Origin of the sequence: Streptomyces nogalater (genome assembly GCF_039532885.1) — a bacterium.
Lineage (GTDB): Bacteria > Actinomycetota > Actinomycetes > Streptomycetales > Streptomycetaceae > Streptomyces > Streptomyces nogalater.
The window spans coordinates 74,374-94,146 of record NZ_BAAASM010000062.1 but is presented as its reverse complement, the minus strand read 5'-3'; the positions used below and the strand labels follow the sequence as shown (position 1 = coordinate 94,146).

The window sequence follows — 19,773 nt, the reverse complement described above, 5'->3', positions numbered from 1 at the left end:
CGTCATGCGGAAGAGCCTTTCCGTTGGCTGAAATTGGTCGTGTCGTGCGGGTGTTACCCGCGGTACAACACCGCAATGACCCCCACCACGAGCTCCCCCGCGACTCCCCGGCCACCGCGCCGCCGGACGGTGCTGGCCGGAATCGGCGCCGTCCCCCTGACGGGCGCGGCCAGCGCGTCCACCGGGGCCCCGCGCCCGGACCGGGCCGCCGGGCACGCGCCCACCACCCTGCTCCGGGATGCCGAACTCGTCCTCACCATGGACCCCGCCCTCGGTACGGGCGAGCTCGGCACGCTGGAGCACGCCGACGTCCTCATGCGGGACGGACGGATCGCCGGGGTGGGGCGGCGGCTGCCCGCACCGGCCGGCGCCCGGGTGGTGGACGTCTCGGGCATGCTGGTACTGCCGGGTTTCGTGGACCTCCACAACCACCTGTGGCAGTCCAGCATCCGCGGCGGCTGCGCCACCCAGGACCTGTACGGCTGGCTGGCCGGGTGCAACCGGGCCACTCTGCCGAAGATCGGCCCGCAGGACATGTACCGGTTCGTACGGCTCGCCGCGCTCGACGCCCTCCAGGCCGGGGTGACCACCCTCGTCGACTGGGTGCACCCTATTCCGTTCGACACCAGCGAGCAGTACATCCGCGCGCTGGACCACACCGGACTGCGCTTCGTGTACGCGATGGCGCAGAACACCGCGAACCTCGACCTCGTCCCGCGGGTGAAGAAGGAACTCCTCGACCCGCTGCCACTGGCCTCCGCCCAGGTCTCCGTGCACGCCGGCATGGACGGGCTCGACCTGCTGCGCAGATCCCGCGAGGTCGCCCGTGATCTGGGGCTGATGATCAACTCGCATGTGCTGGAGCACCGCGGCGACCGCGCGCAGGAGCCGATCCGCTCCCTGCGCACCGCGGACGCGTTCGGGCCGGACCTGCTGATGAACCACGCGATCCACCTCACCGACGACGAGATCGCGCAGGTCGCCGACGCCGATGTGCGGGTGGCGCACTGCCCGCTGAGCAACATGCGGCTGGCCTCCGGCATCATCCGGCTCCCCGAGTTCGAGCGGCGCGGGGTGCGCACCGGACTCGGCCACGACGGCGGCACCAACGACACCTCGGACATGTTCGGCGTGATGAAGGCGGCCGTCGGACTGCAACGCGCCCTCCACCAGAACGCCGACGTGCACCCGACGATCCCGGCCGTGCTGCGGATGGCGACGCTGGGCGGGGCCGAGTGCCTCCACATGGCCGACCAGGTGGGCTCGCTCACCCCCGGCAAACGCGCCGACGTGGTCGTCCTGGACCCGGGCACGCTCAACTTCGCGCCCCGCTTCGACTGGGTCGGCCAGATCGTGCTCAACGGCCAGCCGGGCAACGTGAGTCAGGTGTACGTCGACGGGCGGGCACGGAAGCTGCGCGGGAAACTGGTGGACGTCGACACGGCCGAGGTGGTGCGGGAAGCGGAACGCGCCGCGGCCCGCGTGCGCGCCGGATCCTGAGCCCGCCCGAAACCGGGCCGGCCCACCTGCCGCGCCCGGTTCCGCACCGGCCGTCCACCGGGCGTCGCACTGGTCGCTCGCCGGGCTGCGCATCGGCTGTCCGCCTGGCTTCACGCTGTCCGTCCGCCTGGCTTCGCATCGGCCGTTCGCCGGGCTTCGCGCTGGTCGCCCGTTCGGCTTCGCATCGTCCGCCCGTCTGGCTTCGCGCCGGCCGTCCGTCTGGCTTTGCGCTGGTCGCTCGCCTGGCTTCGCATCGGCCGTCCGCCGGGCTTCGCAGGGGCCGTCCGCCGGGTTTCGCGCTGTCCGTCCGTCTGGCTTCGCGCTGGTCGCTCGCCTGGCTTCGCATCGGCCGTCCGCCGGGCCTTGCACGGGCCGTTCGCCCGGCTCCACATCGGCCGTTCGCCTGGCTTCGCACGGGCCGCCCGCCCGGCTCCGCACCGGGCGCCCCGTCGGCCGTGCCGCACCGTCGGTGGGGCGCACTCGCCCGGCGCGCCCGCCACGAGGAAAGATGTGCGGTGAGCGAACGACCCACCGATGCGGAGGAACGGTACTCATGCCGCACGAACGAGCCGGCCGGCCGGCCCGTCCCGAGGACCTTGTCGACGTGGCCCGGCTGGTCACGGCGTACTACACGCTGCACCCCGACCCGGCCGACCCGGCACAGCGGGTGGCGTTCGGCACCTCGGGGCACCGAGGCTCGTCCCTGGCGAGCGCCTTCAACGAGGACCACATCGCCGCCACCAGCCAGGCCATCTGCGAATACCGTGCCGTCCAGGGCACGGACGGCCCGCTCTTCCTGGGCGCCGACACCCACGCCCTGTCCGAGCCGGCGAAGGCCACCGCGCTGGAGGTCTTCGCGGCCAACGGCGTGAGCGTGCTCATCGACGACGCGGACGGCTACACCCCCACCCCCGCCGTCTCGCACGCGATCCTGACGTACAACCGGGGCCGCACCTCGGGCCTCGCCGACGGTGTGGTGGTCACCCCCTCGCACAACCCGCCCGCCGACGGCGGCTTCAAGTACAACCCGCCGAGCGGCGGCCCGGCCGCCTCCGACGCCACCGCCTGGATCCAGGACCGCGCCAACCAGATCATCGCGGGCGGCCTGAAGGCCGTACGCCGGGTGCCGTACGCCCGCGCGCTCGCCGCGGACACCACCGGGCGCTACGACTTCCTGGGCACCTACGTCGGCGATCTGCCGAACGTGCTGGACCTGGACGCCGTCCGCGCGGCCGGGGTGCGCATCGGCGCCGACCCGCTCGGCGGCGCCTCCGTCGCCTACTGGGGGCGGATCGCCGAACAGCACGGCATCGACCTGACGGTGGTCAACCCGCACACCGACCCGACCTGGCGGTTCATGACCCTGGACTGGGACGGCCGGATCCGGATGGACTGCTCCTCGCCGTACGCGATGGCCTCCCTCATCGAGCAGCGCGACCGCTTCCGCATCGCCACCGGCAACGACGCCGACGCCGACCGGCACGGCATCGTCACCCCGGACGCGGGCCTGATGAACCCCAACCACTACCTCGCGGTCGCCATCTCCTACCTCTACCGGCACCGCGAGCAGTGGCCGGCCGCCACGGGCATCGGCAAGACCCTGGTCTCCTCCTCCATGATCGACCGGGTCGCCGCCGATCTCGGCCGCCGGCTGGTCGAGGTGCCGGTCGGGTTCAAGTGGTTCGTGGACGGACTCGTCGGCGGCGACCTCGGGTTCGGCGGCGAGGAGTCGGCCGGCGCCTCCTTCCTGCGCCGGGACGGCTCGGTGTGGACCACCGACAAGGACGGCATCATCCTGGCCCTGCTCGCCGCCGAGATCACGGCGGTCACCGACAAGACGCCGTCGGAGCACTACGCCGGGCTCACCGGCCGCTTCGGCGCCCCCGCCTACGCCCGCATCGACGCGCCCGCCACCCGCGAACAGAAGGCGCTGCTCGCCAAGTTGTCGCCGGCCCAGGTCACCGCGGACACGCTGGCCGGGGAGCCGGTTACGGCCGTGCTCACCGAGGCGCCCGGCAACGGCGCCGCGATCGGCGGCATCAAGGTCACCACCGAGAACGCCTGGTTCGCCGCCCGGCCCTCGGGCACCGAGGACGTGTACAAGGTGTACGCCGAGTCCTTCCTCGGCCAGGACCACCTCGCCCGGGTGCAGGAGGAGGCCCAGGCCGTGGTGCTGGGCGCGCTCGGCGGCTGACGGGGCGGGCGGGCCGACGGGGCTCACGGGGCGGCTCCCGGCGGGGCCGCCCCGGCTCGGCCGCGCCCGCGCTCCCGCTCCAGCCGGCGCGTCCGACGTTCGTTGACGGCACCCCCTCCTGTCGTCAAATGATGGCGCCCTCGGCGGCGAAAGGGCGGGCAGCGGTGATGCGACCAGCTCGCACAACCGTTTCGCAGGTTCGTACACCGCAGGCGGGGTGATTCGCCCAGCCGGGAGTGCCTACGAGCACGAGAGGGAAATTTTTGCGCGGTTGTGCGCCTTATGTAGCCATTTGGACTATTTTCGCCGGGCTGCTGGCAGGGCACCGACTCTGGTGACGCAGAGACCGTTCTCGGTCAGCGTCAAGCGGTCTTCCGCTCGGTGGCGCGCTCTTGGGCGGGCTTCGCCGGGAGCCCGTCACCGATCCGTCTTCACCACGGAGGCAGCCATGCCCGTTATCGAACCGGACACTCTCGACGAAGAGCTGGACGGGCAGGCCGGCGAGATGGAGCAGCCCGCAGCGGACGAGGAAACCCTCCTTTCGGTTCCGGGCTGTCCGACCCTCATCAGCTGCTGACGGCGGTGCGTACCGAGTTGCCCGGCCTGTTGAGGAGTGACGTCCGGCATGCGGCCACCTGCCGGGTTCAGGGGTCGCGGCAGCTCAGGGGCGGAAAGCGGACCCACGGTGCCCCGTGCTCTGCCGCGGGCATCACGACACGAAAGGACTGTTGTGCAGCGTTTCCTGCCGCGGCGCGCCCGGCTGACTGCGATCGTCGCAGCCGCCGCCGTGCTGGCCCTCTCCCCGACTATGGCGCGAGCCGATGATCCCGGGTCGATTCCCGCCGAGAACCCTCAGCACTTCATCAACTTCGACTTCGCCGTCCCGGGGAACTTCAGTACCTACACGTACACCGTCAGGGTCGGCACCCGCCTGGCCACCGACTCCATCTACTACGCGCACTTCGTGTACGCGAAGAACGGCGGGGGCTTCTACTCGGGCATCCAGCCGCACCCCAACGGCAAGGCGGGCGTCAGATTCTCCTTCTTCGGCGCCGGCGCCACCCCGCTCCGTTCCAACTGCCACCAAGGCGCCGATGACGAAGACGGTGTCACCTGCGGCATCGACGACCTGAAGTACGTGGTGGGGCGGAAGTACACCATCACCACCAAGAAGACGAACAGCACGTCCGGGCCGGTCTATACCGGAACGATCAAGGACGTCGCCACGGGGAAGCTACGGACGATCGGAGCCTGGCGCCTCCCGCGGAACTTCGCCGGCTTCAAGAACTCGGCCAACGCGTTCATCGAGAAGTTCGACGGCATCCGCACCTGCGCGGACATCCCCGCGGTGACCGTCTCCTACACCGGTGTGAAAGCCGACGGACGACCGCTGTCGTTCAGGGCGTACCGGCACAAGGCCACGAAAGAGCCGGGTGAAGACATCTACACCTGCATCAACGTGTCGGACTACACGGTGACGGTCCCCGCCCCCGGGAGCTACACCGTCCGGTCGCACCTGGCACGCCGCTGATCCCTTCGGCGACTGCCCGTCCCCGGCTCGGCGACCTGTTGACATGCCGTTCCACCCCTGGTGCTGCCTGATCCGCCAGTTCCATGAACTGCGTCTACAGCGCCCTGCGCCGGGCCGGCCGATCGCACTTTGCTGCGAGTCCCTGCTTCACCGGTTCGCAGGCGATACCGCAGCACTATCCCGTCGTCGTGTCGGCTCCCCGCGGTGGAAATGAGGTCGTACAGGGAGTACCCGGACACCTTGCGGAGCCGGGCCGTCAGCACCGGCTCCCTGCCATACCGCGGAGCCTCGCCCTGACGGCGGCCGCCAAGTGGGTGGACGCCGAACTCGGGCGTAGCCGGTGCCGTTCTGCCGGCCCTCGCGCGACCCGGGCCGGGCCGCCCTTTTCCCGAACCGCCCGGGCTGGACCGGAGATCGACGCGCCGGGCGGATTGTCGCCGCGTGCCGTATCACCTCCCGGGCCCTCCCGTCGACCACACGCGTCCCAGCGTTGGGCAGGAGGGCGTCGATCAGCTGGTCGGACTGTGAGGGCAAGGGCGCGGAGCCATCCGCGTGCGTGACCGACGCGCAGAGCGTCAAGACCTCCACCGGCGTCCCGACCGCCGGACAGGGCACGGACGCGGCGAAGAAGATCGTGGGCCGCAAGCGGAGCATCGTCACCGACACCCTCGGACTGCTGCTCGCGGTGCTGGTCACCGCGGCGAGCGTGCAGGACTCCGTCGTCGGCACCGACCTGATCGGCCAGGTCGCGGCCGCTCACCCCACCATCCGCAAGGTCTGGGTCGACGGCGGCTACCGACACCACCTCGTCGAGCACGCCGCCTGCCCCGGCATCGACATGGAAGTCGTCCAACGCACCCCCGGCACCACTGAATTCACCCCGATCCCGAAACGCTGGGCGGTCGAGCGCACGTACGGCTGGCTGATGCTCCACCGCCGCCTGGCCCGCGACTACGAGACCCTGCCCGCCCGCTCCGAAGCCATGATCCGAACACCGATTCCGGGATGAGACATCGGGGGAAAACGACGTCTAAGCCGTGTGATCCGCCTGTCTGCCCCCATGAGGGTGCGAAACGACAACTTCAGCCTGAGGGCGAGACGAGCAAGGAGCGGGCATAGCTTCGCGCAAAGGTGCCGTTCGTGTCCCTCGTGGATCCTGTGCCCTCGCTCCTCCTTGCCGCCTTGTCCGGTGCCGTCTGCTGGGAGGGCACCAGGAACCGAGTGCGCGAAAGGATGCACGCCGGAATGGCGGATCTGATGGCCGCCCGGGAGCGGGCGCTGCGGGGCTGAGCGCTGCGGGTCTCGAGCCGATGGATGTGTACGAGGCCGGGCTGGCCACCGTGCTGGGGCTGTGGCTGGCCTTGACGACGGTGGCCCAGCTCGGTGCGGCGGTGCCGGGGGTGCGTGAAGCGCTGTCGGCGGGGCCTTTGCGTCTTGTGCTTCCTGCCTACAACTTTTTCGCCCCTGTTCCGGGCACCAGCGACGCGCACCTGCTGGTGCGGCTTCGCTCTGCGGAAGAGGTTCCCGGGCTTTGGCGGGAGTTGACCGGTGAGCCGGTACGGAGGCGGTGGGACTGGGTGTGGAATCCGGGCCACCGGGAGCACAAGCAGATGGCCGACCTCGCCGACTACCTGCCCAGAACGGACCCATGGTGCGAGGCGTCCTCGACGGTGCTGTCTGTTCCTTATCTGCTGCTTCTCAATCGTGCTGTCGCCGCCGTCGCAGGCTCCGGGCCGGCGGCCGGCACGCAGGTGCAGTTCCTCACCCGGCCGGCGCTGTCGAACGACACGTCGCTGGCCAGCCGGCCGCTGCTGCGCCTGCACGGGCGCCGCCGGGCCGCCTTCGAAGACGCGGTGTTCGCCTACCCTGCGGTCCTTGTTCTGTTCGGGCTGCGGATGGCTGCTGCCGTGGCGGTCCTGGTGTGGCCGCACCGCGGACCGTTCCACACGATCGCCCTGGGTGCGGTCGCCGCCGCCTCGGTGCTGTGGATGATGCGGGGTCCGGCCGGTAGAGAGGGAGCCGACCATCTTTTGTGATCACGTTCACTGTGCTGGCCCTGGCGTCCGCGCACCCCACTGCCGGGGCGATGGTATGCAGAGGACGAGGTGGACCGCGTGCACGGCTACGGCCCCGAGGGCCGGCCGGGCGACGCGTTCGAGCGGGTCCTGCTCTTCAAGAACGGTGCATCCGCCAAGGGGGGCCTCAGCCTTGATCCCGAGGCTGTCATTGACCGCAAACCGTGCAAGATCAACTAGTGGTGGCCGTGGCCCTTATCCCGGCGACACAGGGGCCGGAGGGCGGCCGACAGGACGGGGCCGCGCTGTTCCAGGCGTCGGCTGCCCGCGAGGAGCCGACTGCGGCCCTCGTCGCCGGCCTGCACGACGCCGGGCTCCTGGCCCGCGCAGCGGACGGACCTGCCGTCGTGTCCGACGACATGGCGCCGCGGCCTGCGCCTTACCGACTCCGATGACGTGAGCACCTAGTGCCGGCCAACTGTCGAACGAGATGGCCAACTATCGAACGACGTCATAGTGGACGAGCCGGAGTACGCGTCGGTGTGTGGGCCGGGGTGCGCGCCGGCCGGTGCTGCCGTGCCGGCCGCGGCCGGGACGCAGCCGCCCAGCACCGCCGCCACGGCGGCGACCCGCCACCTCGCCGGTCGCCTCTCGCGCGCCATGCGCCCTCCCCCTGTGCTCGCCCTCGCGGTCCGACCGGATCTGCATACCGTCCGATACGTCCCGCCGACCAGAAGCGGGAGGCGACGAGTTCGGGGGAGGGGCGGATCAGGCCCCGGACGTCTGGAGCAGGGAGTCGTCCTCCGGGCGGGCCCCGGACAGGCGGTGGCGGGCGGCGATCAGGGCCATGTCGACATCCCGGGTGCCGGTGGCCACGCACAGCGTGTAGGAGATGTCCGCGAGTCGCTGCCGGGCCTCGGGGGTGCTCTCCTCCGCCCCGAGCAGGGACAGGGTCTCGTACTGGGCGATGAGGTCCTTCAGTACCGCGGGGTGTGCCATGAGCATGCGCTTTGCCTCCTGATGATCCGCCGAACGAACGAATTCGCAGGCCGGATACCCCCGCGGCACGGGTACATGCCCCGGCCCGTGTGACGTTCGACGGCCGGAATCCGCTGGATGGCCGGAAACGGCCCGCTTTACAAGCGGTAGCCGCTATTCCGGCGCCGCCAGGACGGCGCGTACACGCCAACGGCATTCCGTGCGTCACGGCGCCTCGGCGCTCCGCCCCGCCCTCGTGTCCACCACGTCCGGCGTGCGCGAATGTGAAAGGCGGGGTTCCATCACGGCGTCATCGCAACTTCTTCACACAGCGATCACTTTCGGCCGATCCGGCTCCGGGACCGTGCACGGGTGCAGACGCCGCACCGGGCCCGTGCCTAGCCTCCCGGGCCATGCGATCACCTCTGCCGAGACGCCTCGGTCTCACCGCCGTCCTCGCCTTCCTCCTCGCCGTCTTCGGCCTGGCCCCGAGCGCGAGCGCCGACCCCGCGCCGACCACCCTGACCTTCGCCACCGACTCCGCCACCACCACCCCCGGCGGCACGGTGAAGCTGTCGATGACGCTCACCAACAACAAGACCTACGACGTCTGGTTCGTGTACCAGACCATCGACCCGACCTGGCTGACCACCCAGCGCCCGGACCTGAAGTACAGCTTCACCGGCTGCAGCCTGGCCACCGTGGCCGGCAGCACCCCCTGCTCCGGCACCGGCCCGAGCAACCTCGGTGCGAACTACGGCGCCACCATCCCGCCCGGCCAGAGCCGGACCGTCACGCTGACCCTCCAGGTCGCCGCCGACTCCGGCTGCAACGGCAACATCGGCTTCTACTCGTACTACTACGCCGAGTTCAGCGACAGCAGCAACACCAACGGCGGACCCGTCTACACCCCCGAGACCCGGGTGCTCTGCGCCTGACGGGCGCGGCGGCGACCGTGCGCCGATGACCGGAAACACCCCTGGCCGCGCGCCCTCCGCGGGGCGCGCCGCGACACACCGCCCGGCGGACCGCATGGTCCGCCGGTGCGTCGTCCAGCGGCCGGACCAGCCAGCCGGACCCGCCTCGCGTCCTGTACCACTGCGCGGCGTCGACGGGAAAACGGCTCGCCGGGTTGCCTCGACCGGCGGTCAACATGTGCTTTTTTCCGTCATGTTCCGTAACTCGACCACAAAAGCTCCACAGAGACATCACCATGTGACGCGACGGATGCGTCGACGACCGGCTTCTGAGGGGGACGCCGGCGTCGCGCGAGGGGGTGCGTCCGCTCCATGGGAGCCGTGCTCACCCCTGTCCGGGGAGGGGACTTCACCGCGATGAAGCGGACCATACGCACCACCGCCCTGACGGTGGGCGCGCTCATCGGCGCGCTCGCCCTGCCGGCCGGTCCGGCCCAGGCCGATACCACCGCCACAGCCCGCATCGACCTCAGAGTCCTGGTGGTGAGCGACGGTGGCCCGGCCACCGACGCCATCGCCGCCGAACTCGACACCGCCGGGACGCCGTACACCGAGGTCGATCTCACCCGCGCCGACCGGCCCACCATCGACGCGGCCTTCCTCGCCGACACCGTCGACGGCCGCCCGCGCGCCAAGTACCAGGCCGTCGTCCTGCCCAACGACAACCCGTTCGCGGCCGGCAGCGCCGAGATGAGCGCGCTCGCCGCCTACGAACAGACCTACGCGATCCCCCAGGTCGACGCCTACACCTACGCCCGGCCCCAGGTCGGCCTCCAGGTCCCCGCCTTCGGCGGCTATTCGGGCAGCGTCGACGGCGTCCGCGCCCAGGTGACCGCCGCCGGCCGGGCCGGCCCCTTCGGCTACCTCGACGGCGCGGTCCCGTTCGAGGACAACTTGCCTACGGTCGGCGAGAGTTACGCCTACCTGTCGACACCCGTTGCCGGCGCCGACTTCACCCCCTACGTGCAGGCAGCCGTCCCGGGCACCACGAAACAGGGCTCGCTGGTCGGCGAGTACCGGCACGACGGCCGGCGCGAACTGGTCGTCACCTTTGTCTACAACCGGTACCAGCAGCAGTTCCGGCTGCTGGCCCGCGGCATCGTGGAATGGATGACCGGCGGGGTGCACCTCGGCGCCTCCCGCAACTACTTCGCCGTCCACGTGGACGACGTGTTCGCCGCCGACGACCGCTGGGACACCCAGCTGAACTGCACGCCCGGCGACGTCGACTGTGCGAACGGCGAGGGCACTCCCGACCCGATCCGGATGACCCCGGCGGACGTCGACCAGGCCATCGCCTGGCAGAACAGCCACCGCTTCACCCTCGACCTGGCCTACAACGCCGCCGGCAGCGTCGACCAGCGCGAGGACAACAACGGCGTCGACCAGCTCGCCGACAAGCTGATCGCCGACCGGAACAAGTTCCGCTGGATCAACCACACCTACACGCACGCCTTCCTCGGCTGCGAGCAGAACGTCACCGTCGTGCCCTGGACCTGCGCCACCGACTACGACGGCAGCACCAAGTGGGTCAGCCTCGCCACGATCGACTACGAGATCGCCACCAACCGCGCCTGGGGCCAGGTCGCCGGACTCCCGCTGGAGACCGACGAGTTGGTCACGGGCGAGCACTCCGGCCTGAGGATCCTGCCGCAGCAGCCGCAGGACAACCCCAACCTGGGCCTCGCGCTCACCGCCGAGGGCGTCACATGGCTCGCCTCCGACAACTCCCGCGACCCCGAACAGCGCAAGGTCGGCCCGGCCACCACCGTCTCCCGCTACCCGATGAACGTCTTCTACAACGCGGGCCGGGCGGCCGAACAGGTCGACGAGTACAACTGGCTCTACACCAGCCGCGCCCAGGGCGGCAGCGGCATCTGCGAGGACAACCCGGCCACCACCACCTGCCTGCCGGCCCCGCTGGACCCCGCCACCGGCTACACCGACCACATCGTGCCGCTGGAGACCCGCATCGCCCTCGGCCACGTGCTCTCCAACGACCCCAAGCCGCACTTCATCCACCAGTCGAACCTCGCCGAGGACCGCATCGCCTACCCGGTCCTGAACGGCGTACTCGACGGCTACGACGCCCTGTTCGCCGACAACACCCCCGTCGTCAACCTGCGGATGAAGGCCATCGGCGCCGAACTCCAGCGCCGGGCCGCCTGGAAGAGCGCCGTACAGGCCGGCCGGGTCACCGCCTACCGCGTCGGCACCACCGTCACCGTGCGGGGTCCGGGCGGCACCGCCGTCCCGGCGACCCTGCCCACCGGCACCACCCTCGGCAACACCGCCTACGGCACCGCGTACGCGGGCGCGGTCTCCGGCTGGACCGCCTCCTCGGGCACCCCGCTGACCTTCACCCTGCCCGCCGGCGCCGCCGCGCCCGCCGCGCACCCGGGCGGCACCGCCGCCACCACCGCCCCGGCCCCGCGCACCGAGGTCCCGGCGGGCGTCACCGAGCGGGTCTCCTCCACCCCGGACAGCTGAACGCGCACCGACCCCAGGGCCCGTCCGCTCCCGCACGGCGCGGACGGGCCCCGGTCCCGCCCGCCCACCGGCGGCCCCGGACCACACGACCACCCCACACCTCGGCCGTGGAGCCCCATCGATGCACGCTCAGCACGGCGCACGCCGCTCCGGCACGGCGCACGTCACCCTGCTCACCGAAGGCACCTACCCGCACAGCCACGGCGGCGTCAGCGTCTGGTGCGACCAGCTCGTCCAGGGCATGCCCGACCTCGACTTCGACGTCGTCGCCGTCACCGGCACCGGACGCGAACCCGTCGTCTGGGAACTGCCCGGCCACGTCCACAGCGTGCTGTCCGTGCCCATGTGGGGCGCCCCGCCCGAGGGCCGCCCGCCCCGGGGCCGGGCCCTTTCCCGGCTCGCCGACGCCTACGAACGCTTCCTCACCGCGCTGCTCGACCCACGGGCCGAGGACCGGTTCCCGGCCGCGCTGTACGCCCTGGCCCAGGCCGCCGCCGAGGGCACGCTGAGCGCGTTCCTGCGCGGCGACCGGGCGATCTCCCTGCTCGCCGGGGTGTGGAACCGCCCCGGCCTCGCCGTCCGGGAGGCCCGGCCCACCCTGCACGACGCGGTCACCGCCACCACCCTGCTGGAACACGCCCTGCGCCCGCTCGCCGCGCCCCCGCCCCGGCACGGCGTGGCCCACGCGGTCAGCGGCGGGGTGGCCGTCCTGCCCGGCCTGGCCGGCCTGGAGCGCCACCAGGTCCCGCTGCTGCTCACCGAGCACGGCGTCTACCTGCGGGAACGTTACCTCGGCTATCGCACCGCCCCCTACCGCTGGCCGGTCAAGGCCGTCGTCCTCGGCTTCTTCCGGCTGCTGGCCGAGGAGAGCTACCGGCGGGCCGCCCTGATCACCCCCGGCAACCGCTACAACCGGCTGTGGGAGGAACAGGGCGGCGCCGACCCCCGGTCCATCCGCACCGTCTACAACGGCGTGGACCCGGCCGCCTTCCCGCCCGCCGGCCCCGAACCCGAGGCGCCCACCCTCAGCTGGGCCGGCCGGGTCGACCCCATCAAGGACCTGGAGACCCTCATCCGCGCCTTCGCCCTGGTCCGCAAGGAGATACCCGAGGCGCGGCTGCGCCTGTTCGGCGGCACCCCCCGCGGCGGCGAGGCGTACCGGGAACGCTGCGAGGCGCTCGCCGCCGACCTGGGCCACGCCGACGCCGTCACCTTCGAGGGCCGGGTCGACGACATCAAGGACGCCTACGCGGCCGGGAACGTGGTGATGCTCTCCAGCATCAGCGAGGGCTTCCCGTTCACCCTGATCGAGGCCATGTCCTGCGGCCGGGCCACCGTCTCCACCGACGTCGGCGGGGTCCGCGAGGCCGTCGGCGACACCGGCCTCGTCGTCCCGCCGCGCGACCCGGACCGCATGGCGGCGGCGGCGCTCGAACTGCTCGGCGACGCCGGGCGCCGCCGGGCGATGGGTGAGGCCGCCCGGCAGCGGGTGATCGAACAGTTCACCCTGCGCCAGACCATCGACACCTTCCGCTCCATCTACCTCGAACTTCCCTACCACGCCCGGCCGTTGCCCGAGACCGCCGCACGCGGGCAGCGCCTGCGGGCCGCCGCGGGGAGCCTGGCCGGATGAGCGGGCCCATGGCGCTCGAACCGGGCGGCACCGAACAGGACACCCTCGCCCTGCGACTCGCCCAGGCACCGGTCCGCGGCGACGACCGCACCCTCGCCCTGCGGCTGCCCGGCCACGTCCCCGACCCGGAGGCGGTGAGCCGGCTGGCCGCCGCCCTCGCCGACCGTATCGGCCCCGCCGTCCACCCCTACGAGGTCGCCGCCCTGCTGGAGGCCGAGGGCCTGACCGCCGAGCAGATCAAGCAGCGCTACGGCCATCCGAACCTCTTCTCCCTCGCCACCGCCCTGTACGAACAGGTGCCCCGCAGCTACCCGGAGCCCCCGCCCGCCGCCGACCCCTGGCGCCCGGACACCCTGCGCTGCCTGCTGCGCGGGGTGCTGTTCGCCCTGCCGGGCCTCGCCTACCTGCTCACCGCGCCGCTGTGGCACCCCGGCCGGCACGCCGCCGCACCGATCGTCGCCGGCCTGGTCTCCTGGGCCTGGGGCCAGGCCCTCGGCCACCGCGCCCACCTGCGGCTGGTCACCGGTCGCCGGGAGGCCGCCCGCACCCTGCTGACCGGCGCCCCGCTCGGCGCCGCCCTCGCCACCGCCGCCGCGGCCCCGCTCGCCGGCCCCGGCCCCGTGCTGCTCGCGGCGGCGGCCCAGTCGCTGTATCTCGCGGCGGCCGGCGTACTGCTCGTGCTGGCCCGCGAGCGGCTGCTGCTCGCCGCGCTGACCCCGCTGATCGCGGGCGCCGCCGTCCTGCCCTGGTGGGAACCCGGCACCTGGGTGCGCGCCGGGCTGCCGCTGCTGGCCCTCGCCGCCACCCTCGCCGCCACCGGCCACGCCTTGCGCGGCGCCCTCGCGACCCCGGCCGCCACCGCGGGCGGCACCCGCCCCCGGCCGCTGTGGTCCCTGCCCTACGGCCTGTTCGGTCTGGCCGCCGGGGTGCTGGTGCTGCTGGAGGGACGGCACGAGCCGTACGCGTTGATCGTGCTGACGGTCAGCATGGGCCCCGCCGAATGGCTGCTGTACCGCTACCGGGGCCTGTCCGTGGCCGCGCTGCGCGCCACCGCCACCCCGGCCGGTTTCCTGCTGCGCTCCGCCGCCGTCCTCGCCGGCTGTCTGGGCGCCTACCTGCTGCCGCTGCTGCCCGCCGCCCGGCTGACCGGCGCCGCCCCGGCCCCCCTGCTGCTCCTCGCGGCCACCCTGTGGACCGCGCTGCTCCTCCAGGCGTTCGGGACCGCCTGGCCGCCGGCCGTCATCTGCCTGGCCGCCGCCACGGTGGCCGGCCTCGCCCCGGTACTCCGGCCGCCGTCCGGTCCCGCCGCCCTGTCCTTGTGCTGCGCCGCCGCGGTCCTGGCCCTGGTGACGTACGCGCTGCTGCTGCTCGGCCGGCCCGCCCGGCACCTGTGACCCCGTCCCCGCCCCGCCGACCCACCGGAAGGACACCTCAGTTGACCTCCCTGCCGCTTGCCGCCGTCACCGGAGCCGAGGGCTTCATCGGCTCCCACCTCACCGAGGCCCTGGTCGCCTCCGGACACCGGGTCAGAGCCATGGCCCAGTACAACTCCTTCTCCTCCTACGGCTGGCTGGAGACCCTCGCCCCGGACGTGCTGGACCAGGTGGAGATCGTCCTCGGCGACGTCCGCGACCCCGGCTCGGTCCGCGCCCTGCTCGACGGCGCCGACACCGCCTACCACCTGGCCGCCCTCATCGCGATCCCGTACTCCTACCAGGCGCCGCACAGTTACGTGGACACCAACGTCACCGGCACCCTCAACGTCCTGGAGGCCGTCCGCACCCTCGGCACACCCCGGCTCGTGCACACCTCCACCAGCGAGACCTACGGCACCGCGCGGACGGTGCCCATCACCGAGGACCATCCCATCAACACCCAGTCCCCGTACGCCGCTTCGAAGGCCGGCGGGGACCGGCTCGCCGACAGCTACCACGCCAGCTTCGGCACCCCCGTCGTCACCCTGCGGCCGTTCAACACCTTCGGACCCCGGCAGTCCATGCGCGCGGTCATCCCCACCGTCATCGGCCAGGTCGCGGCGGGGGAGCGCACCCTCACCCTCGGCGATCTGCGGCCCACCCGGGACTTCACCTTCGTCAAGGACACCGCGCGGGCCTTCCTCGCCGTCGGCACCGCGCCCGCCGAACAGGTCGTGGGCCGCACCTTCAACGCCGGCACCGGCGGCGAGATCTCCGTCGGCGACCTGGTGGCGCTGATCGGCAAGGTGATGGACACCGCCCTCGACGTCCGCGCCGACCCCGCCCGGATCCGGCCCGCCACCTCCGAGGTGATGCGGCTGGTCTGCGACGCCACCCGGCTCACCCGGGCCACCGGCTGGCAGCCCGCGCACACCCTGGAGCAAGGGCTCGGCCACACCGTGGAGTTCTTCCGCGACCCGGCCAACCTGGCCCGCTACAAGACCGGCATCTACAACATCTGACCCCGTCCGGTACGCACCGCCCCACCAAGGAGGAGCCCCATGCACGCAGTGATCCTGGCCGGAGGCAAGGGCGTCCGGCTGCGGCCCTACACCACCGCGCTGCCCAAGCCGCTGGTCCCGATCGGCGACCAGCACGCCATCCTGGAGATCGTGCTGCGCCAGCTGTCGGCCGCGGGCTTCACCCGCTGCACCCTCGCGATCGGCCACCTCGGCGAGATCATCCGCGCCTACGTCGGCGACGGCTCCCAGTGGGGCATGACGGTCGACTACGCCACCGAGGACAGCCCGCTCGGCACCATGGGCCCGCTGCTGGGCCTCAGAGACCGGCTGCCCGAGACCTTCCTGGTGATGAACGGCGACGTCCTCACCGACCTCGACTACGCCGACGTGCTGCGCCGCCACCGGGACTCCGGCGCGCCGCTGACCATCGCCACCTACGCCCGCAAGGTGCACATCGACTTCGGTGTGCTCACCACCGACGCCAGCAAGGTCGTGGCGTTCACCGAGAAGCCCAGCATGGACTACCGGGTCTCCATGGGCGTCTACGGCCTCAGCCGCGCCACCCTGGACGGCTACACGCCCGGCCTGCCGCTCGGCTTCGACGAACTCGTCCTCGACCTGCTGAAGGCCGAAAATCCCCCGCACGCCTACGACTTCGACGGATACTGGCTGGACATCGGCCGCCCCGACGACTACGACCGGGCCAACGCCGAGTTCACCAGCCGCAAGTCCCTGCTGCTCAAGGGAGCCTGAGTACCGCATGCGCATCCTCGTCCTCGGCTCCACCGGATACCTGGGCCGCCATGTGGCCGAGCGGCTGCGCGCCCTGCCGGGCGCGCGCGTCCTCGCCGCCGGCCGCTCGGCCGGCGCCGGACTCGCCGCCGACCTCGCCCGCGACCGCCCGGAACGCCTCGCCGAGACCCTGGCGGCGGCGGCCCCCGACGCCGTCGTCAACTGCGCGGGCACGACCGGCGGCGACCCCGTGACCCTGGCCGAGGTCAACGCCCGCGGCCCCGCCGCCCTGTGCGCGGCACTGTGCGCGGCGGCTCCCACCGCCCGCCTGGTGCACCTGGGTTCGGCCGCCGAGTACGGGCCGGGCACCCCGGACGTGAAGGTCACCGAGACGGCACCCGCCTGCCCGGTCACGCCGTACGGCGCGACCAAGCTGGCGGGCACCCTCGCGGTGACCTCCGCCGCCCTGGACGCGGTGGTGCTGCGGATCGGCAACCCGGTCGGCCCCGGAGCGCCCGCCGCGAGCCTGCCCGGCCGGCTGGCCGCCCTGCTCCGCCCGGCCGGACGCGACCCCGAGGCGGTGCTGCGCCTCGGGGACCTGTCCGCCCACCGCGACTTCGTCGACGTACGCGACGTGGCCCGGGCGGTCGAGCGCGCCGTCACCGCCCCCGCCCCGCTGCCCAGGGTGCTCAACATCGGCGGCGGCACGGCCGTACCGGTACGGGAGCTGGCGCACGGCCTGGCCCGGCACGCCGGCTTCCGGGGCCGGCTGGAGGAGAGCGCGGGCGGCTCGGCGCGCTCGGCGCGGGTGTCCTGGCAGTGCTCGGACAGCTCCGCCGCCGGCCGGGCCCTGGGCTGGCGGCCGGCGCACAGCCTGGACGACGCCCTCGCCGCGCTGTGGGCGGCCACCGGGGAGCGGGTGCCGTGAGCCTGCTGGTGCCGCTGTATGTGCATCCGGCCGACGATCCGGGCGCCTGGCACCGGCTGGTCGCGGCGGCGGACCGCACCTACGCGGTCGTCCTCAACCCGGCGAGCGGGCCCGGCACCGCCCCCGACCCCGCGTTCCGGGCGGCGGCCCGGGCGCTGCGCGCGGCCGGGGCCCGCCTGCTCGGCTACGTCGACACCGACTACGGGGTGCGGGAGCGGGCCCGTATCACCGAGGAGGTGCGCCGGCACCGGGAGTGGTACGCGACCGACGGCTGTTTCCTGGACCGGGTGACGGCCGGCCCGGACGGCCTGCCCGCCTGCCGCCGGCTGGTGCGGGACCTCAGGCGGTCGGGCACCGGGACCGTCGTGCTCAACCCGGGCGTCCATCCGGCGCCCGGCTACGTCCGCCTCGCCGACCTCACCGTCACCTTCGAGGGACACTGGAGCACCTATGTGTCGTCGTTCACCCGGCCGGCCTGGACCGCCCGGCAGCCGCCCGAGCGGCTGTGCCACCTGGTCTACGGCGTCCCCGGGGTCCTGGTCCCGCTCGCGGTCCGCACCGCGCACGAGCGGGGCGCGGCGGTGTGCGGGCCGGTGACGGGCGAACCCCCCAACCCCTGGGCCGCGTTGACCCCCGCGCTGACCGGCGGGAACGGTGTGCAAGGCTGAGCCGACCAGCATCCGCGCACGCAAGGAAGCGACACCGGCATGGCCGTCATCCACCGCACCACCCTCAAGCCGACCAAGACCGAACTGCTCGCCGCGTGGCTGCCCGGCCGCCCGTGGTACCGCGGGGGCCCCGCCCCGGTGCCGGAGAAGTCCGGCGGCTTCCGGCTGGACGACCCCGAGGGCGAGGTCGGCATCGAGTTCATCGTCGCCACGGACACCGCGAGCCCCGGGCGGACGGCGTACCTGGCGCCGCTCACCTACCGCGGGGCGCCGCTGGAGGGCGCCGAGCACGCCCTCGTCGGTACCACGGAGCACGGGGTGCTGGGCACGCGCTGGGTCTACGACGGCTGCCACGACCCGGTGCTGGTCACCGAGCTGCTCGCGCTGATCGAGGGCCGGGTCCCGGCGATGGCGCAGAGCGTCAGCGACACCCCCGACCGGGAGGTGACCCGCTCGTACACCGGTGCCCCGCTGCACCTGGACGGGTTCGCGCCCGAGCCGTCCGACGACGCCGACGGCACGCGGCTGCCCACGCCGAACGGCACGGTGCTCCGGGTCCACCGCGTCCTCGAACCCGTCACCGGACAGCGTCCGCCGGCGCCCCGGGACGCGCTCGGCCATGTCGCCACCGGCTGGCCGGGCCCGGACGAGGGCCGGCTGTGGGCCGTCCTCATGACGTTGCGCACGGCCTGAACCCCGCGTCCACCACGCCCGCCGGACTCCTCCGGTCCCGGCAGCGCGTCGGGGGACGACGGCCACCCGCATGGACCAATCCCCGGCCGCGGACGGCTTCGCCCGGCCCAGCCCAGGGTGCGGCGCGCGCCCGCCCCGGGTCAGATGGACTCGTGCTGACCCCCATACACCGACTCCGCGGCCGGTCCCGGCTCCGCCTCACCGGTGCCCTGACCGGCCTCCTCCTGTTCCTGTCCGGCCCCCCGGCCGCGTCGGCCACACCCGACCCGACCGGGGGCCCACTCACCCGCGGCAACGCCTACATGGGCATCGGCGTCCTCGCCCACGACGGCGCCTCCGACCCCCCGGCCTCCCGCGCGACCCAGACCGAGGGCGTGGACGTCTCCAGCCACCAGGGCGAGGTCGACTGGCGGTCGCTGTGGGACAGCGGCGTCCGCTGGGCGTACACCAAGGCCACCGAGGGGACGTACTACACCAACCCCTACTTCACCCAGCAGTACGACGGCTCCTTCGACGCCGGCATGGTCCGCGGCGCCTACCACTTCGCCACCCCGGACACGGCCGGCGGCGCCGCGCAGGCCGACTACTTCCTCGCGCACGGCGGGGGCTGGTCGGCCGACGGCAAGACCCTCCCGGGCGTCCTCGACATCGAGTGGAACCCGTACGGCGACGCCTGCTACGGCAAGTCGGCGAGCGCCATGGTCGCCTGGATCCGCGACTTCCTGAACCGCTACAAGTCCCGCACCGGCCGGGCGGCGGTCGTGTACACGGCCACCAGCTGGTGGTCCGAGTGCACCGGGAACTACGCCGGCTTCGGACCGGTCAACCCGCTGTGGATCGCCCGCTACGCCTCCACCGTGGGGACGCTGCCGGCCGGCTGGTCGTCGTACACCATGTGGCAGTACACCTCCTCCGGCCCGGTGGTCGGAGACCACGACCGCTTCAACGGCTCCCAGGACAAGCTGCGGGAGTTCGCCACCGGCTGAGCCTTCCGGCC

The 19,773-nt window shown here is 72.9% G+C and carries 17 protein-coding genes and 1 pseudogene; 17 read left to right on the top strand and 1 reads right to left on the bottom strand.

Annotated elements, in window-relative coordinates; genetic code table 11:
* The first annotated feature begins 75 nt into the window (after window positions 1-75).
* From ABD350_RS32290 to ABD350_RS32260, 7 genes and pseudogenes are all read left to right on the top strand, one after another.
* On the top strand, window positions 76-1,500 hold the full coding sequence (locus tag ABD350_RS32290; RefSeq protein WP_344352487.1) for an amidohydrolase family protein: 1,425 nt from the start codon (window positions 76-78) through the stop codon (window positions 1,498-1,500).
* Window positions 1,501-2,053: 553 nt separating this feature from the next.
* The gene (gene pgm / locus ABD350_RS32285; protein WP_344352486.1) at window positions 2,054-3,694 is read left to right on the top strand and encodes a phosphoglucomutase (alpha-D-glucose-1,6-bisphosphate-dependent); all 1,641 of its coding nucleotides are present in this window, start codon (window positions 2,054-2,056) and stop codon (window positions 3,692-3,694) included.
* A 448-nt stretch (window positions 3,695-4,142) separates the two neighbouring features.
* Window positions 4,143-4,271 carry a hypothetical protein gene (locus tag ABD350_RS32280; protein ID WP_344352485.1) on the top strand — a complete coding sequence of 43 codons (129 nt, stop codon included), beginning with the start codon at window positions 4,143-4,145 and terminating at the stop codon, window positions 4,269-4,271.
* Between the two features lie 153 nt (window positions 4,272-4,424).
* The gene (locus ABD350_RS32275; protein ID WP_344352484.1) at window positions 4,425-5,225 is read left to right on the top strand and encodes a DUF3472 domain-containing protein; all 801 of its coding nucleotides are present in this window, start codon (window positions 4,425-4,427) and stop codon (window positions 5,223-5,225) included.
* 526 nt (window positions 5,226-5,751) lie between these two features.
* Window positions 5,752-6,234, top strand: a pseudogene (locus ABD350_RS32270) (transposase); the annotation flags it as partial.
* 301 nt (window positions 6,235-6,535) lie between these two features.
* Window positions 6,536-7,261 (top strand): hypothetical protein, encoded by a 726-nt coding sequence (locus ABD350_RS32265; protein ID WP_344352483.1) that lies wholly within the window; start codon window positions 6,536-6,538, stop codon window positions 7,259-7,261.
* Window positions 7,262-7,339: 78 nt separating this feature from the next.
* Window positions 7,340-7,480 carry a hypothetical protein gene (locus ABD350_RS32260; protein ID WP_344352482.1) on the top strand — a complete coding sequence of 47 codons (141 nt, stop codon included), beginning with the start codon at window positions 7,340-7,342 and terminating at the stop codon, window positions 7,478-7,480.
* A gap of 528 nt (window positions 7,481-8,008) precedes the next feature.
* Here ABD350_RS32260 and ABD350_RS32255 read toward each other — a convergent pair.
* Window positions 8,009-8,245: a DUF5133 domain-containing protein gene (locus tag ABD350_RS32255; RefSeq protein ID WP_344352481.1), complete on the bottom strand. Its 237-nt coding sequence runs from the start codon at window positions 8,243-8,245 to the stop codon at window positions 8,009-8,011.
* Window positions 8,246-8,631: 386 nt separating this feature from the next.
* Here ABD350_RS32255 and ABD350_RS32250 point away from each other — a divergent pair, with 386 nt between their 5' ends.
* The 10 genes from ABD350_RS32250 (at window position 8,632) to ABD350_RS32205 (ending at window position 19,762) form a co-directional block, all read left to right on the top strand.
* Window positions 8,632-9,156 carry a hypothetical protein gene (locus ABD350_RS32250; RefSeq protein WP_344352480.1) on the top strand — a complete coding sequence of 175 codons (525 nt, stop codon included), beginning with the start codon at window positions 8,632-8,634 and terminating at the stop codon, window positions 9,154-9,156.
* Window positions 9,157-9,552: 396 nt separating this feature from the next.
* A complete protein-coding gene (locus ABD350_RS32245) occupies window positions 9,553-11,685 on the top strand; it encodes a hypothetical protein (protein WP_344352479.1) in 2,133 nt (710 codons plus the stop codon).
* A 121-nt stretch (window positions 11,686-11,806) separates the two neighbouring features.
* Window positions 11,807-13,318 carry a GT4 family glycosyltransferase PelF gene (gene pelF, locus ABD350_RS32240; protein ID WP_344352478.1) on the top strand — a complete coding sequence of 504 codons (1,512 nt, stop codon included), beginning with the start codon at window positions 11,807-11,809 and terminating at the stop codon, window positions 13,316-13,318.
* Entirely contained in the window at window positions 13,315-14,712 is a 1,398-nt protein-coding gene (locus ABD350_RS32235; protein WP_344352477.1) for a hypothetical protein, read from the top strand. Before pelF ends, ABD350_RS32235 begins: the two co-directional genes overlap by 4 nt.
* A 41-nt stretch (window positions 14,713-14,753) precedes the next feature.
* Entirely contained in the window at window positions 14,754-15,755 is a 1,002-nt protein-coding gene (locus ABD350_RS32230) for a GDP-mannose 4,6-dehydratase (RefSeq protein WP_344352476.1), read from the top strand.
* A gap of 39 nt (window positions 15,756-15,794) precedes the next feature.
* Window positions 15,795-16,508 (top strand): nucleotidyltransferase family protein, encoded by a 714-nt coding sequence (locus ABD350_RS32225; protein WP_344352475.1) that lies wholly within the window; start codon window positions 15,795-15,797, stop codon window positions 16,506-16,508.
* Window positions 16,509-16,515: 7 nt separating this feature from the next.
* On the top strand, window positions 16,516-17,415 hold the full coding sequence (locus ABD350_RS32220; RefSeq protein ID WP_344352474.1) for an NAD-dependent epimerase/dehydratase family protein: 900 nt from the start codon (window positions 16,516-16,518) through the stop codon (window positions 17,413-17,415).
* Window positions 17,412-18,083 carry a spherulation-specific family 4 protein gene (locus ABD350_RS32215; RefSeq protein WP_344352473.1) on the top strand — a complete coding sequence of 224 codons (672 nt, stop codon included), beginning with the start codon at window positions 17,412-17,414 and terminating at the stop codon, window positions 18,081-18,083. Before ABD350_RS32220 ends, ABD350_RS32215 begins: the two co-directional genes overlap by 4 nt.
* Window positions 18,084-18,122: 39 nt before the next feature.
* Entirely contained in the window at window positions 18,123-18,776 is a 654-nt protein-coding gene (locus tag ABD350_RS32210) for a maltokinase N-terminal cap-like domain-containing protein (protein ID WP_344352472.1), read from the top strand.
* Between the two features lie 152 nt (window positions 18,777-18,928).
* A complete protein-coding gene (locus tag ABD350_RS32205; protein ID WP_344352471.1) occupies window positions 18,929-19,762 on the top strand; it encodes a lysozyme in 834 nt (277 codons plus the stop codon).
* The last annotated feature ends 11 nt before the right edge of the window (window positions 19,763-19,773 follow it).

What these genes read in the sequence shown, in the direction of transcription:
- ABD350_RS32245 (WP_344352479.1), top strand. Translation starts at nt 9,553, where the DNA reads ATGAAGCGGACCATACGCACCACCGCCCTGACGGTGGGCGCGCTCATC.
- ABD350_RS32265 (WP_344352483.1), top strand. Translation starts at nt 6,536, where the DNA reads ATGGATGTGTACGAGGCCGGGCTGGCCACCGTGCTGGGGCTGTGGCTG.
- ABD350_RS32290 (WP_344352487.1), top strand. Translation starts at nt 76, where the DNA reads ATGACCCCCACCACGAGCTCCCCCGCGACTCCCCGGCCACCGCGCCGC.
- ABD350_RS32255 (WP_344352481.1), bottom strand. Translation starts at nt 8,245, where the DNA reads ATGCTCATGGCACACCCCGCGGTACTGAAGGACCTCATCGCCCAGTAC.
- ABD350_RS32220 (WP_344352474.1), top strand. Translation starts at nt 16,516, where the DNA reads ATGCGCATCCTCGTCCTCGGCTCCACCGGATACCTGGGCCGCCATGTG.
- ABD350_RS32210 (WP_344352472.1), top strand. Translation starts at nt 18,123, where the DNA reads ATGGCCGTCATCCACCGCACCACCCTCAAGCCGACCAAGACCGAACTG.
- pelF (WP_344352478.1), top strand. Translation starts at nt 11,807, where the DNA reads ATGCACGCTCAGCACGGCGCACGCCGCTCCGGCACGGCGCACGTCACC.
- ABD350_RS32250 (WP_344352480.1), top strand. Translation starts at nt 8,632, where the DNA reads ATGCGATCACCTCTGCCGAGACGCCTCGGTCTCACCGCCGTCCTCGCC.
- ABD350_RS32235 (WP_344352477.1), top strand. Translation starts at nt 13,315, where the DNA reads ATGAGCGGGCCCATGGCGCTCGAACCGGGCGGCACCGAACAGGACACC.
- ABD350_RS32225 (WP_344352475.1), top strand. Translation starts at nt 15,795, where the DNA reads ATGCACGCAGTGATCCTGGCCGGAGGCAAGGGCGTCCGGCTGCGGCCC.
- pgm (WP_344352486.1), top strand. Translation starts at nt 2,054, where the DNA reads ATGCCGCACGAACGAGCCGGCCGGCCGGCCCGTCCCGAGGACCTTGTC.
- ABD350_RS32280 (WP_344352485.1), top strand. Translation starts at nt 4,143, where the DNA reads ATGCCCGTTATCGAACCGGACACTCTCGACGAAGAGCTGGACGGGCAG.